This window comes from Streptomyces sp. NPDC048337 (genome assembly GCF_043201175.1).
In the GTDB taxonomy this organism is placed as follows: domain Bacteria; phylum Actinomycetota; class Actinomycetes; order Streptomycetales; family Streptomycetaceae; genus Streptomyces.
The window spans coordinates 402029-415236 of sequence record NZ_JBICYR010000002.1 but is presented as its reverse complement, the minus strand read 5'-3'; the positions used below and the strand labels follow the sequence as shown (position 1 = coordinate 415236).

12 protein-coding genes and 1 pseudogene are annotated in these 13208 nt (G+C 73.7%); 6 read left to right on the top strand and 7 right to left on the bottom strand.

Annotated elements, in window-relative coordinates:
• Positions 1-104: 104 nt before the first annotated feature.
• Positions 105-1133, bottom strand: a complete 1029-nt coding sequence (gene tdh, locus ACGFYU_RS04960; RefSeq protein ID WP_393825820.1) for an L-threonine 3-dehydrogenase — start codon at positions 1131-1133, stop codon at positions 105-107.
• Positions 1134-1344: 211 nt separating this feature from the next.
• Between tdh and ACGFYU_RS04955 the strand changes: the two genes are divergently transcribed.
• Positions 1345-2253 carry an alpha/beta hydrolase fold domain-containing protein gene (locus ACGFYU_RS04955; RefSeq protein WP_393825819.1) on the top strand — a complete coding sequence of 303 codons (909 nt, stop codon included), beginning with the start codon at positions 1345-1347 and terminating at the stop codon, positions 2251-2253.
• Between the two features lie 57 nt (positions 2254-2310).
• Here the strand turns inward: ACGFYU_RS04955 and ACGFYU_RS04950 are convergent, their stop codons facing one another.
• Together ACGFYU_RS04950 and ACGFYU_RS04945 are read right to left on the bottom strand one after the other, a co-directional pair.
• Positions 2311-3051 carry a class I SAM-dependent methyltransferase gene (locus ACGFYU_RS04950; protein WP_393825818.1) on the bottom strand — a complete coding sequence of 247 codons (741 nt, stop codon included), beginning with the start codon at positions 3049-3051 and terminating at the stop codon, positions 2311-2313.
• Positions 3052-3176: 125 nt separating this feature from the next.
• Entirely contained in the window at positions 3177-3455 is a 279-nt protein-coding gene (locus tag ACGFYU_RS04945) for a hypothetical protein (RefSeq protein WP_393825817.1), read from the bottom strand.
• Between the two features lie 229 nt (positions 3456-3684).
• Here ACGFYU_RS04945 and ACGFYU_RS04940 point away from each other — a divergent pair, with 229 nt between their 5' ends.
• Positions 3685-6234 carry a SpoIIE family protein phosphatase gene (locus tag ACGFYU_RS04940; RefSeq protein WP_393825816.1) on the top strand — a complete coding sequence of 850 codons (2550 nt, stop codon included), beginning with the start codon at positions 3685-3687 and terminating at the stop codon, positions 6232-6234.
• Between the two features lie 550 nt (positions 6235-6784).
• A complete protein-coding gene (locus tag ACGFYU_RS04935; protein WP_393825815.1) occupies positions 6785-8191 on the top strand; it encodes an APC family permease in 1407 nt (468 codons plus the stop codon).
• A 153-nt stretch (positions 8192-8344) separates the two neighbouring features.
• Here ACGFYU_RS04935 and ACGFYU_RS04930 read toward each other — a convergent pair.
• Together ACGFYU_RS04930 and ACGFYU_RS04925 are read right to left on the bottom strand one after the other, a co-directional pair.
• Positions 8345-8431, bottom strand: a pseudogene (locus ACGFYU_RS04930) (hypothetical protein); the annotation flags it as partial.
• A complete protein-coding gene (locus tag ACGFYU_RS04925) occupies positions 8397-8654 on the bottom strand; it encodes a hypothetical protein (protein ID WP_393825814.1) in 258 nt (85 codons plus the stop codon). The gene ACGFYU_RS04925 and the pseudogene ACGFYU_RS04930, both read right to left, overlap by 35 nt.
• A 130-nt stretch (positions 8655-8784) precedes the next feature.
• Here ACGFYU_RS04925 and ACGFYU_RS04920 point away from each other — a divergent pair, with 130 nt between their 5' ends.
• Complete coding sequence (locus ACGFYU_RS04920; protein WP_393825813.1) at positions 8785-9606, top strand: helix-turn-helix transcriptional regulator; 822 nt, start codon at positions 8785-8787, stop codon at positions 9604-9606.
• 28 nt (positions 9607-9634) lie between these two features.
• Complete coding sequence (locus ACGFYU_RS04915; RefSeq protein ID WP_393825812.1) at positions 9635-10201, top strand: rhodanese-like domain-containing protein; 567 nt, start codon at positions 9635-9637, stop codon at positions 10199-10201.
• Here the strand turns inward: ACGFYU_RS04915 and ACGFYU_RS04910 are convergent.
• Positions 10152-11969, bottom strand: coding sequence for a glycoside hydrolase family 15 protein (locus ACGFYU_RS04910; protein ID WP_393825811.1), 1818 nt, complete (start codon positions 11967-11969; stop codon positions 10152-10154). The genes ACGFYU_RS04915 and ACGFYU_RS04910 overlap by 50 nt on opposite strands.
• 64 nt (positions 11970-12033) lie before the next feature.
• Entirely contained in the window at positions 12034-12600 is a 567-nt protein-coding gene (locus ACGFYU_RS04905) for a DoxX family protein (RefSeq protein WP_393825810.1), read from the bottom strand.
• 132 nt (positions 12601-12732) lie between these two features.
• Here ACGFYU_RS04905 and ACGFYU_RS04900 point away from each other — a divergent pair, with 132 nt between their 5' ends.
• A complete protein-coding gene (locus ACGFYU_RS04900) occupies positions 12733-13197 on the top strand; it encodes a MarR family winged helix-turn-helix transcriptional regulator (protein WP_215013254.1) in 465 nt (154 codons plus the stop codon).
• Positions 13198-13208: the final 11 nt, after the last annotated feature.

Below are 13208 nucleotides of genomic sequence, written 5' to 3'. Positions count from 1 at the left end.
ACCGGTCAACGCGGTCAACGCGGTCAACGCGGTCAACGCGGTCAACGCGGTCAACGCGGTCAACGCGGTCAACGCGGTCAACGCGGTCAACGCGGTCAACGCGGTCACGCAGTCCAGTCCAGGATGATCTTGCCGCTGCGCGCCGTGGCGGCCTCGTCGAAGGCGGCCTGGAAGTCGCGGTGCGAGTAGCGGCCGGTGATGACCGGGGACAGGTCGAGGCCGCCCTCCAGCAGCACGGTCATCGCGTACCAGGTCTCGAACATCTCGCGGCCGTAGATGCCCTTGATGGTGATCATCGAGGTGACGACCTTGGCCCAGTCCACCGGGAACTCCTGCGCGGGCAGGCCCAGCATGGCGATCCTGCCGCCGTGCGTCATGTTGTCGATCATGTCGCGCATCGCCTCGGCGCGGCCGGACATCTCCAGGCCGACGTCGAAGCCCTCGCGCAGGCCGAGCCGCGCCTGGGCCTCGGCGATGGAGGTCTTGGCGACGTTCACCGCGAGCGTGGCGCCCGCCTTCCGGGCGATCTCCAGCCGCTCCGGGCTGACGTCCGTGATGACCACGTTGCGCGCGCCGGCGTGCCGGGCCACGGCCGCCGCCATGATCCCGATCGGGCCGGCACCCGTGATCAGCACGTCCTCACCCACCAGCGGGAAGGACAGCGCCGTGTGCACGGCGTTGCCGAACGGGTCGAAGATCGCCGCCACGTCCAGGTCCACGGCGGTCCGGTGCACCCACACGTTCTGCGCGGGCAGGACCACGTACTCGGCGAAGGCGCCGTCACGGCCGACCCCGAGCCCGATCGTGCTGCGGCACAGGTGGCGGCGTCCGGCCAGGCAGTTGCGGCACTTGCCGCACACCAGGTGGCCCTCGCCGCTGACCAGCGCGCCGACCTCGATGTCGGTGACGTCCGCGCCGAGCGCCGCGACCTCGCCGACGAACTCGTGGCCGAGGACGAGCGGGGTCTTGACCGCGCCCTGCGCCCAGCCGTCCCAGGCGCGGATGTGCAGATCGGTTCCGCAGATGCCGGTGCGCAGCACCTTGATCAGCACGTCGCCGGGGCCGTACTCGGGCTCGGGGACGTCCATGAGCCACAGCCCGGGCTCGGCCTTGTGCTTGACGAGTGCCTTCATGGGGGTGGCTCCAGGCATGCGGGAGGGAGCGCCTCGGGCGTGCGGGCCCGGACGGCGTCGGTACGGGCACCAATCTGCCGAGCGGCGCGGTGATCAGTCCATCGAGACTTTCTTAAGCGGGTCGACAGCGCAGCTTCACGCCTATGCTCCTCCCGTGACGGGGTCGGGAACCGGACCGGGGAGGTCCGGGGGGAATGGGGAGGTGAGGGGCGTGCCGAGTCTGCGCAGCAGGGCGCTGTCGGCGGCGCTGATCGCGGCGGGACGGCGAAGACGGTTCGGGAGCGCCGAGGCGGTGCGGACCCGGGTGGCGGAGTCCGCGCGCCGGCCCGCTTCGCACCTGCCGCCGCGCTCGCTGGGCCGGGTCGCGGAGATCTCGCGGACCTTCGTCGGGGCCTGGCCGGTGTACGACGTGGCCCCGCGCGGGACCGAGCCGACCTCCCAGGTGCTGTACGTGCACGGCGGCGGCTACATCGGCGAGCTGGTCCGCCCGCACTGGGCGATGATCCGGACCCTGGTCACCCAGGCGGGCGCCCGTGTGGTCGTCCCCGCGTACATCCTCGCCCCGCGCGGTACGGCCGACCGGACGGTCCCGGTCGCCGCCGACCTCCTCAGCGGTCTGATCGCGGCGGGCGGCGCCGGCGGGACGGTGCTCATCGGCGACTCGGCCGGAGCCGGTCTGGCGCTGGCCGCCGCGCAGCGGCTGCGCGACCGTACCGGGGCGCAGCCCTCCCGGATCGTGCTGATCTCGCCCTGGCTGGACGTGACCATGAGCCATCCGGACCAGGCGGGCATCGAGGCGGCCGATCCGCTGCTGGCCCGACCGGGGCTGCGGGAGGCGGGACGGCTGTACGCCGGGACCCTGGCCGCCGACGATCCGCGGGTGAGCCCCCTGCGCGGGTCCTTCGGCGGGCTGGCGCCGCTGACGGTGTTCACCGGGACCCGGGACGTGCTGAGCACGGACAGCAGGGAGCTGCTGCGCCGGGCGCGGGCGGAGGGCACCGAGGTGGAGTTCCACGAGGAGGCCGGGCTGCCGCACGTCTATCCCCTGCTGCCGGTGCCGGAGGGCCGGGCCGCGCGCGAGCGGATCGTCGAGCTGGTCCGGGCGACGGCGGAGCTGTGATCCCCGGACGCCGGACCCCGGTTCCCGGACGCCGACCCCCGGTCCACGGACATCGCGCTACGCCGTGCAGGTCATCAGCGAGCTGACCGGGAAGGCGCGGTACCCCGTCCAGTACGCCTCGTCGCGGACCGGGTCGGCGGGCGGGGTGCGGTTCGGCTGCCAGCCGACCGTGGCGAAGCCCGCGTCGACGGCCGCTTCGGCGAGGTCGGCGTGGGCCCATTCGCGGAACTCGAAGGGGACCGGCGGCTCGGTCAGGAAGTGCGCCTTCAGCAGCGGTGCGTCGCCCTCCGGGACCCGGTCGAGGATGCGGACCCCGTACGGCGACCAGTCCACGTGCGGGAACGCGCCCGCGTTGGGGACGATGGCGAGGAGTTTCCCGCCGGGGCGCAGGTTGGCGCGGGCGGAGCGGAACATGGCGTGCAGGGAGACGCGGTCGGGCGCGTAGTTGAAGAGGTAGACGGCGGTGGCGAGGTCGAAGGGGCCGAGGTCGGGGAGACCGGCGGCGTCCGCGACGAGGTACTCGATGCTGCCCGGCCGCTCCTCGGCGGCCTCGTGCTGACGGGCGAGTCTGATCATCTCCTCGGAGATGTCCACGCCGACGGTGCGGCGGGCGCCGCCGCGGGCCAGCAGCCGGGTGTTGTAGCCGTACCCGCAGGCCAGGTCGAGGGTGTCGAGCCCCCGTACCCCGCCGAGCGCGTCGAGGGCGCCGAGGAGGGTGTGGGTGTCGGCCGCCGAGAAGGCGGCCGTGCTCTTGGACTCCGCGAAACGCTCGCCGATGGTGTCGTACTGGTACCGCATGCTCTGCCTTCCGGTGGCCTGCCGGGGGGGGGTGGGACGCGTGCGTATGGTTCCCCGCGGCGCGTCCGGGGGCGGCCCGTACACCCGTGCGTCCCCCGGACGAGGGAGGCGGTCGGCCGGTCGGCCTATCGCCGCCGTTCCCGTACGGGGCTCAGCGCGATCAGCACCTGCCGAGAGGGCCCGTCCGGGCAGGAGGAGGCGCACCCGCGGGAGGCGAAGAAGCACCCGTCGCGTTCCGGAGCACCGATCTCCTCCCGCTTCAGGCGGCCCTTGCGGACCCAGTAGCCGGCCAGCTCGGCGGCCTCGGCCGGGCTGATGCCCAGGCGGGCGGCGAGTTGGATCCCGAGCCCGATGAGGGTCAGCCGGGTGCCGATCTCGGCGCGCTGCGCGGCCACGGTGGCCATGCAGGGGGTGTAGCCCCGACCAGCCGCTGTGGGCGGTCGACGCGTAGGTGATCGTCTTCGCCGCGCTGCTGATCCCGGCCGGCGCCCTGGCGACCGGTACGGCCGCAAGGGCGCCCTGCTCGGCGGGCTCGCCCTGTTCGCCGCGGGCGGGGCGGTCAGCGCCCTCCAGTAGGCGAAGGGCTTCTCCCCCGCCCGGACCGGCCTGGCGATCGTCCCGCTGACCATCGGGATGGCCCTGGTGCCCCGCTTCGGCGCCCGGCTCCAGGAGCGGATCGGGCCCCGGCCGCCGATCGGCACCGGGCTGTGCGCGCCCGCGCTGACCCTGACGGTGGTCGCCGAGCTGCCCGCGCACCAGGCGGGGCTCGGCTCCGGACTCAACACCGCGGCCCGCGAGATCGGCGCCGCCCTGGGGGTGGCGGTGGTCGGCACGGTGCTGGCGTCGCGCTTCCACGGGAACCCGCAGGACCCGGCGCAGGTCGCGGCCTTCACCGACGCGATGGGGGCCCGCTTCGGCCGCCGTGGTGGCCGGGTACCGCAACACCGGGCCCAAGGGCGGTACGCCGTAGTACGCGGTACCTCCGGGATGCACCCCCCGCCGCCGAGGGCGCATCCTGGCGGTGTGACGGCGAGACCGGACAACGACGGCCCCGTCCCTGACGTCACGGCCCAGGTGCTCGCCCGGGCCGCCGTCGAATGCGTGGCGGCCGTCGGCGGGTACGCGGGCGGGGTGTACCTGCGCTCCGGCACCGAGGGCCTGCTCCTGCTGGCCGCGGTCGCGGGGCTCCCGGTGCGGCTGTTCCGGCCCTGGGGGCGGATGGCGGTGAACCGCCCGTACCCGGTGGCCGAGGCCTACCGCTCCGGGCAGTCGCTGTACCTGCCCGACGCGGAGTCGGCCATGGCCCGTTTCCCGCAGCTGATGGCCGGCCTGCCGTTCCCGTTCGCCTCGCTGTACGAGCCGGTCACCGCGGGCCGTGAGCGGTTCGGGGTGCTGTTCGTGCTGCGCGCGTCGACCCCCGGGCTGCAGGTGGGCGCGCCCGACCGCGGACGGCTGCGCGAGACCGCGGACCGGCTGGCCCGGAAGCTGGCGGCGCTGACCGCGGCCGGGGCGCCGGTGGTCTGGGAGGACGCCCCGGTGGCCGTGGACCTGCCGCCGGCGCCCGCAGGACCGGGGGGATCCGACGGAGGCGCCCGGGAGGCCGTCGACCGGCTGGCGCAGGCCGTGCTGTCCGTGGACCGGCAGGGCCGGATCGGCTTCGTCAACACCGCCGCCGAGGAACTGTTCGGCAGCAGCGCGGAGCAGCTGCGCGGGCAGGTGCTGTGGGAGGCCCTGCCCTGGCTCGGGCACCCGGCGTACGAGGACTACTTCCGCGGGGTGTTCCTGTCCACCGAGCCGGTGCACTTCGCGGCCCGGCGCGGCCGGCACCCGCCGGGCGAGTGGCTGTCGGTGGACCTGCACCCGGCGCCCGACGGGGTGACCGTGACGATCGGCGCGACCCCGGAGCCCGACTACGCGCCGCCGTCCGCGGTCCGCCCGGGCGGGGGGCTGGGCTCGCCCGCAGACCGGGCCTCCGCGCTGTACCGGCCGGTGGCCCTGGCGATCGCGCTGACCGAGGCGGTCACGGCCCGTCAGGTGTCGGCGGTGGTCACCGACGAGCTGCTCCCTGCCTTCGGCGGCCGGCAGCTGGCGATCTACCTGCTCGACGAGCGGCATCTGCACCTGGCCTGGGAGACCGGCTTCCCGAAGGGCTTCCTCGACCGGTTCGACGGGGTCGCGCTCGACGTCCGGCTGCCGGGCGTGGAGACCCTCGCCTCGGGCCGGCCGCTGTTCTTCGAGTCGATGGAACACCTGGCCGCCGCCTATCCGGGCATCCCGATGGACGCCTCCGTGGGCGCCCGCGCCTTCCTGCCGCTGATCGCCTCCGGCCGGCCGGTCGGCTCGTGCATCCTCGGCTTCGACCAGCCGCGGGGCTTCAGCCCGGAGGAGCGTACGGTGCTGACCGCGCTGGCCGGGCTGATCGCCCAGGCCCTGGAGCGGGCGCGGCGTTACGACACGGAGGCGGCGCTCGCCCGGGGGCTCCAGGCGGCCCTGCTCCCACACCGGCTGCCGGTGCGGGAACACGTGGACACGGTGGGCCGCTACCTGCCCGGCACCGCGGGGATGGACGTCGGCGGCGACTGGTACGACGTCATCGAGACCGGCCGGGGCCTGCTGGCCCTGGTGATCGGGGACGTCCAGGGCCACGGGGTGCAGGCCGCCGCGACCATGGGCCAACTCCGCAGCGCCGTACGGGCCTTCGCACTCAGCGGGAGCACCCCGGAGCAGGTGGTGGCCGGGACGAACCAGCTGCTCATCGACCTGGACCCGGGCCAGTTCGCAAGCTGCTGCTACGTGTTGCTCGACCCGGCGTCGGGAGACACCCGCGCCGTGCGGGCCGGGCACCCCCAGCCGCTGCTGCGCCACCCCGACGGCCGGACCGAGGTACTGGACCTGGCAGGCGGGGTGGTGCTCGGCATCGACCCGGAGGCCACGTACCCGGTGACGGAACTGCGGCTGGACACGGGCTCGGTGCTCGCCCTGTACACGGACGGGCTCGTGGAGGTGCCGGGCACCGACATCGACCTCGGGGTGGAGCGGCTTCGGCTGTCCCTGGCCGACGCGGCCCCGGTGCCGCTGACCGAGACGGCCGACCGGCTGCTGGGCGAGGCGGGCCGGGTCGCCGACCGGCCGGACGACATCGCCCTGCTGCTGGCGTCCCGTACGGGCTCGGTCAGAACGTGACCGCGGTGGCGCGGGCGCAGGCGTCTCCGGCGAGCCGCGGCCCCGGCCGCCCGGGACAGCATCGGGCACCCGGACGCCGGGGCCGATTCGGTGACGCTGCTGATGGACGCCCTGCGTACGGCCTTGGACGCGCCGGAGGCCGCCACCGTCGCCGAGCCCGCGACGACAGCGCCTCGGTGGCCGCCGCGGTGGCCGAGCTGTCGGGCGCGCTGCCGGGCGGGATCGGTACGAGCGCGGACCTGGTCCTGGCCGACCCCGGTGCGCGGTAGCCGGATCACCCGGTCCGGCAAAGCGGAGGGAAATTCTTCCGCGGGCGGGCTGCGGTTCCCGCACACACCGCTCGTGCAGCCTTAACACGGTCTTTACGTCGCGGACCGGGGCCGGGCAGGCCCTGGACGACGGAATCCGCAGGTAAACAGCTATTGACCTGCGGTTCTCGCAGAGATTGCATGTCGGCCCGGGAGCCACGGAACCACTTGCTCACCACCGCCTCGGAGGCGATACCGCTCCCCTCTCATTCACCGCATCTGCCGATCGGAACCCCGCACCGATGACTGACACGATCAGCGCACCACAGGCCCTCTCCCCCGCCACCGGGCCCGTCCCCCAGAAGCTCAAGCGTTCCATCGGCGTCGTCGGAGGCACTCTCCTCACGCTCTCGTGCGTGACGCCGGCCTCGACCCTCTTCGTCGTAGTTCCCGACCTCTTCGCGAGCCTCGGCACGTGGACGGCCCTCACCATCGCCATCGGCTCACTGCTCTGCATCGGCGTCGCGTTCTGCTACTCCGAGCTGGGCACGCTCATCCCCAGCGCGGGCGGCGAGTACGCGATGGTCTCCACCATGGCCGGCCGGCTCGCCGGGTGGCTGGTCTTCGTCCTGTCCCTGCTGGTCGTCATGATCGTGCCGCCCGTGATCGCCATGGGCACGGCCGACTACCTCGCCCCGGTGATCGACATACCGGCACCGGTCGCGGGCGGCGGCGTCATGCTGCTCGCCACCCTCGCCGGACTCCTCGACCTGAGGGCCAACGCCTGGATCACCGGCATCTTCCTGGTGCTCGAAGTCATCGCCGCGGCGCTCGTCGCCGTACTGGGCTTCGCGCACAGCGAGCGCGGCGCCGACGCGCTCGTGCACGGCACGGTCGCGGCCGAGGGCGGCGGCACCTCCGCGGTCACCGCGGGAATGGTCATCGCCGGACTCGCCATCGCCCTGTTCGTCACCCAGGGCTTCTCCACGGCCGTCTACCTCTCGGAGGAGCTGGAGAACCCGCGGCGCAACGTCGCCCGCACCGTGCTCCTGACGCTCGCCATCTCCACGGCCGTCATCCTCGTCCCGGTCATCGCCATCACCATGGGTTCCCCCGACCTGGACGCGCTGGCCGCCGGCGACCTCGGCGGGATGGTCACCGCCTGGTCCAACTCGGCCGTCGGCACCTTCGTGAGCCTGTGCGTCGCCCTCGCCATCATCAACGCGGGCATCGTCATGGTCATCCAGAACTCGCGCGTGCTCTTCGCCTCCGCCCGCGACAAGGCCTGGCCGATGCCGGTGAACAACGCCCTGTCCAAGCTGGGCCGCTTCGGCTCGCCGTGGGTGGCCACCCTGGTCGTCGGTGTCCCGGGCGCGGCGCTGTGCTTCGTCAACCTCGACACCCTGTACGGGGTCACCGGCGTCTCCGTGACCGGCATGTACCTGCTCGTCGCGGTGGCCTCGCTGTTCAGCCGGCGAGGGGCGCACCGCGAGACGGTCGCCTGGCGCATGCCGCTGTGGCCGGCCGTGCCGATCGCGCTGATCGTCGTCTTCGCGTACATCCTGGTCAAGCAGGACACCCAGTACCTGCTGTGGACCGGCGGGATCACCGCCGCGGCCACCCTGTACTGGGCGCTGTACCTGCGGCCGCGGCGCGAGACGCGCTGGCTGGTCAGTATTCCGGAGGACGGCGAGGAGATCGCCGCGTAAGGTCGCGGCAACCGGATCGCGCGGTCCCGCCAGGGTGCGGGGCTGTGGCAGAGCGGTCCATTGCACCGTCGGCACCGGAGGTCTCCCGGTGCCGACGACGGCGTACTGCGCCAGCATGCCGTCGAGGGTGCAGCCGGGCTGGTCGATGGCGTCCGGGCTGATCCGGCCGGAGCGCCAGCGCGGGAAGTACGTGCCGGCGACGCGGTCACCGACCGCGAAGCGGGTCACCGCCCCGCCCACGGCGATGACCTCGCCCGCGCAGTCGCTGAGGGCGACGACCCCCGGGGACGGCGGGCAGCGGGTAGCGCCCCTGAAGGATCATCAGGTCGCGCCGGTTGAGCGAGGCCGCCTTCACCGCGACGACGATGTCGTTCGGGCCGGCCGGCTCCGGAATCGCGGGCCCGCCGTCACGCAGCACGATCCCGTCGATGTCGCCGAACGCTTCCAGGTGGTACGCACGCATCCCGGCCTCCAGGGCGGTTCCGTCGATCCGTAGGTCCTTACGGGTGCCGATGCTGCGCGGGCCGGGACACGCACGGCAATTCCCTCCGGGGAATCGCCGGGTCCGCGGGGCAGCGGCTAGAAAGGGGGCCATGGCCACCACCACCGCCCCCGCCGTGCCCACCCCCTTCTCCCTCGAAGTGCGCCGCCGGCGGGCGCTGCGCCGCATGAGCCAGCTCGAACTGGCCGTGCTCGCCGGTACCACGCAGCGCCACCTCAGCTTCATCGAGAGCGGCCGGTCGAGGCCGGGACGGGCGATGGTGGTGCGGCTCGCCGAGTCCCTGGGGCTGACCCTCCGGGAGCGCAACTCCCTCCTGCTGGCAGCTGGTTACGCCCCGGCCTACGCCGAATCACCGCGGGACGGCGCCGCCCTGGAGCCGGCCATGACCGCCCCGCGCACCGTCCTGACCGGCCATCTGCCGTACCCGGCGGTGGTCGCCGGCGCGCGCGGTGAACTGGTCCTGGCGAACGAGGCGTTCGGGGTGATCGCCGAGGGCGCGGCCGCGCACCTGCTCGCGGCGCCGGTCAACGTACTGCGGCTCGCGCTGCACCCCCAGGGCATGGCGCCGCGCGTACTGAACCTGGCGGCGTGGGGCCGGCACATCGTGGAGAGCCTCCGCAGTCGCGCGCAGGCCCACCCCGACCCCGAACTGGACAGGCTGATAGCGGAGTTGCGCGGCTACCTGCCCGCGGAGGCGCCGCCCGGGCCGGACCACCTCGGCTTCGCGGTACCGCTGCGGCTGCGCACCTCCGGCGGCGAACTGCGGCTGCTGACCACCCTCACCTCCTTCGCCACGGCCGTGGACGTCACCCTGGCCGAGCTCCACCTGGAGGCCTTCCTCCCCGCCGACGCGGCCACCGCCGACCTCCTGCACCGCCGCGAGGCCGACCGCAAGGCGGGCCTGCTGGCCTGACGGGAGCGCCGCGCCTATGATCCGCGGCATGGCCACTCCCGCCGTCCTCAGCGTCAGCCAGGCCCACTCCCGCCGGGAGGAGTTCGCCGTCATCGACGTCCGCACCCCGGGCGAGTACGCCTCCGGCCACCTCCCCGGCGCACTGAACGTCCCCCTCGACCGGCTCACCGCCTCCCTGCCCCGGCTGCGACAGGCCGCCGTGGACAAGGAACTGCTGCTGGTGTGCGCCTCGGGCGCCCGCTCGCTGAACGCGGCCCGGACCCTGTCCGAGCACGGCATCACCGCGGTCAGCCTGACCGGCGGCACCCGGGCCTGGTCGGCCGGCGGTCACCGGCTCGACCACCCCGCCGAGGGCCCCCGGGCGGTCTGGGCCATGGAGCGGCAGGTCCGGCTCACCGCCGGGACGATCGTGCTGCTCGGCCTGCTCCTCGGGCTGCTGGTGCACCCGGCGTTCCAGCTGCTCAGCGCCGGCATCGGGGCCGGTTTCGTCTTCTCCGCGCTCACCGACACGTGCGGCATGGCCGTGGTCCTCGGCAAACTGCCCTTCAACCGGCGGCTCCAGGCCCCGCTTCCGCTTCCTCCCGGGCCAGGGTGAGCGCGGTGTTGACCAGGCCGACGTGGCTGAAGGCCTGGGGGAAGTTGCCGAGTTGGCGTCCGGCGACGGGGTCGTACTCCTCGGCGAGCAGCCCCACGTCGTTGCGTACGGCCAGCAGCCGCTCGAAGAGGGCGCGGGCCTCCTTGGGCCGGCCCGTCAGATGGAGGGCGTCGGCCAGCCAGAACGAGCAGGCCAGGAAGGCTCCTTCGTCGCCTGGCAGTCCGTCGACGGAGGGGCCTTCGGTGCTGTAGCGGCGGACCAGGCCGCTGCGCCCGAGCTCCTCACGGACCGCGTCGACGGTACCGACGACCCGCGGGTCGTCGGGCGGCAGGAAGCCGACCCTGGGGATGAGGAGGGTCGCCGCGTCGAGCTCCCGGGAGCCGTAGTACTGGGTGAAGGTGCCCCGCTCGGGGTCGTAGCCCCGTGCGCACACGTCGCGGTGGACCTCGTCCCGCATGGCACGCCAGCGCTCCACGTCCTCGGCGCCCGCCATCGAAGGGTCGCGCTCCAGGGTCCGCACGGCCCGGTCGGCGGCGACCCAGGCCATCACCTTCGAGTGGACGAAGTGGCGGCGCGGGCCGCGCACCTCCCACAGCCCCTCGTCGGGCCGGTGCCAGTTCTGCTCCAGGAAGTCGAGCAGCGCGAGCTGGATCCGCCAGGCGTGGTGCTCGGAGGGGATCCCGGAGGCACGGGCCAGGTAGAGGGAGTCGAGGACCTCCCCGTAGACGTCGAGCTGGAGCTGGTCGACCGCGGCGTTGCCGACGCGCACGGGGGCGGAGGAGGCGTAGCCGCGCAGCCAGGGCAGCTCGCTCTCGGGGATCCGCCGCTCGCCCGCGATGCCGTACATGATCTGGAGGTCGGCGGGGTCGCCGGCGACCGCGCGCAGCAGCCAGGCGCGCCAGGCGAGGGCCTCGTCGAGGAAGCCGGTCGACAGGAGCGAGCCGAGGGTCAGGGTGGAATCGCGCAGCCAGCAGTAGCGGTAGTCCCAGTTGCGGACGCCGCCGAGCTCCTCGGGGAGGGAGGTGGTGGCCGCGGCGGCGATGCCGCCGGTCGGGGCGTAGGTGAGGGCCTTGAGGGTGATCAGGGAGCGGGTCACGGCCTCCCGGTAGGGGCCCTCGTAGCGGCACCGGTCGGTCCATTCCCGCCAGTCGGCGAGGCTCTGCTCCAAGGCGGCGAACGGGTCGACGGGCTCGGGGCGCGGCTCGTGCGAGGCGTGCCAGGTGAGGACGAAGGCGACGCGCCGGCCGGCGGTGACCGGGAACTGGGAGCGGGTGCTGTTGTCCTCGCCCCAGGTGCGGACCGGGGGTTCGCTGCGGAACCAGACGGAGTCGGGTCCGGCGACGGCGACCCGGTCGCCGTCGCTGCGGCGGACCCAGGGGACGACGTGGCCGTAGTCGAAGCGCAGGCGCAGGGTGCTGCCCATCCGGACCCGGCCGGAGACGCCCTCGACGATGCGGATCACGTCGGGGGCGACGTCGCGCTGCGGCATGAAGTCGATGACCTTGACGGTGCCGGTGTCGGTCTCCCAGTAGGACTCCAGGATCAGCGAGCCGTCCACGTAGGCCCTGCGGGTGCAGCGCTCGCCGTCGGCGGCGTCGAGGGGGGCGATGCGCCAGTGGCCGTTCTCCTCGTCGCCGAGGAGTCTGGCGAAGCAGGCCCCCGAGTCGAAGCGGGGCAGGCACAGCCAGTCGAGGGACCCGTCACGGCCGACCAGTCCGCTCGTCATGAGGTCGCCGATGAGTGCGTAGTCTTCGATGGGTTGTGTCATTTGTACGCTCTTCCCCCGAATGTCCGGGGCCAATCAGGTCAGGCCCCGGACACTCGCGCGCGCGTCAGTTCCGCACGAGGAGCAGCAAACCGGCGAGGACGACACCGAGGGCGACGGCGAGGGCGCCGTGGGCCAGGCGGTGGCCCCGGAGCACGGGCAGGAAGCGGTCGACGGCGTAGCGGCCGGGGCCGGTGAGGGCGAGGGCCGCGGCGCCCGCGGTCAGCAGCAGTTCGTACTCGACGCCCGCGGGGGCGAAGAAGGATCCCGCGCCGTGCACGGCGATCGCGTTGATGAGGGTGCCGACGATGGCGGCGCCGGCGAGCGGGGTGAGCAGCCCGACGGCGAGGCCGAGGCCGCCCAGGGTCTCGGTCAGGCCGGCGAGGACGGCCATCGCGTCGCCGGCGGGGTAGCCGCTGGCGGTGAAGAACTGGCCGGTGCCCCTGACTCCGCCACCCCCGAACCAACCGAAGAGCTTCTGGGAGCCGTGCGCGGCCATGGTCAGCCCGAGGACGAGGCGCAGGAGCAGCAGGCCGGCGTCGTGGCCCGGGGTGGACAGAGCGACGGCCTGCGCGGTCACGGCCGCCCGCGGCTTCGCGCTCGCGCTCGACGAGGTGACGGAGGGGCTGGTCATCGTGGGGGTTCCTTCCGGTCGGGCGGCCCGAGGGACTGGGGACAGGGGGACACAAGGTTGTTCAAATTCGAACCGCCAGCCATCGACCCTAACCAGTGATTCAAATTCGAACAACCCGTGTACCCTGAACCCATGGCTGAAACGAGATGGCTGGACGAGCGCGAGATGCGGGCCTGGAGCGGATTCCTGGCCGCGTCGGCCCTGGTGAACCGCCGCCTCGACCAGCAGCTGAAGGACGACTCAGGACTCTCCCACCCGCAGTACGAGATCCTCGTGCGCCTCGCCGCGGCCCCCGGCCGCGAGCTGCGCATGACCGAACTCGCCAACGGCCTGATCAACTCCAAGAGCGGGCTGACCTACCAGATCACCCAGATGGAGAAGGCCGGCCTGGTCCGCCGCCGCAGCTGCCCCTCCGACGTACGCGGAGTCTTCGCCGTCCTCACCGAGGCCGGCAGCGCCCGGCTGGACGAGGCGGCGCCCGGCCACGTGGCCACGGTCCGCGAGATCCTCGTCGACGTGCTCACCCCCGAGCAGCTCGACGCGCTCGCCGACGGACTTGGCGAGGTCGGCCGGCGGCTGCGCGCGCAGGGCGCCTGAGCGTCCGCGCC

Coding starts and splice junctions, on each gene's coding strand:
- ACGFYU_RS04925 (WP_393825814.1), bottom strand. CDS start 8,654: ATGCGTGCGTACCACCTGGAAGCGTTCGGCGACATCGACGGGATCGTG.
- ACGFYU_RS04920 (WP_393825813.1), top strand. CDS start 8,785: ATGGCCACCACCACCGCCCCCGCCGTGCCCACCCCCTTCTCCCTCGAA.
- ACGFYU_RS04945 (WP_393825817.1), bottom strand. CDS start 3,455: ATGGCCACCGTGGCCGCGCAGCGCGCCGAGATCGGCACCCGGCTGACC.
- ACGFYU_RS04900 (WP_215013254.1), top strand. CDS start 12,733: ATGGCTGAAACGAGATGGCTGGACGAGCGCGAGATGCGGGCCTGGAGC.
- ACGFYU_RS04950 (WP_393825818.1), bottom strand. CDS start 3,051: ATGCGGTACCAGTACGACACCATCGGCGAGCGTTTCGCGGAGTCCAAG.
- ACGFYU_RS04940 (WP_393825816.1), top strand. CDS start 3,685: ATGGCCCTGGTGCCCCGCTTCGGCGCCCGGCTCCAGGAGCGGATCGGG.
- ACGFYU_RS04905 (WP_393825810.1), bottom strand. CDS start 12,600: ATGACCAGCCCCTCCGTCACCTCGTCGAGCGCGAGCGCGAAGCCGCGG.
- tdh (WP_393825820.1), bottom strand. CDS start 1,133: ATGAAGGCACTCGTCAAGCACAAGGCCGAGCCCGGGCTGTGGCTCATG.
- ACGFYU_RS04915 (WP_393825812.1), top strand. CDS start 9,635: ATGGCCACTCCCGCCGTCCTCAGCGTCAGCCAGGCCCACTCCCGCCGG.
- ACGFYU_RS04935 (WP_393825815.1), top strand. CDS start 6,785: ATGACTGACACGATCAGCGCACCACAGGCCCTCTCCCCCGCCACCGGG.
- ACGFYU_RS04910 (WP_393825811.1), bottom strand. CDS start 11,969: ATGACACAACCCATCGAAGACTACGCACTCATCGGCGACCTCATGACG.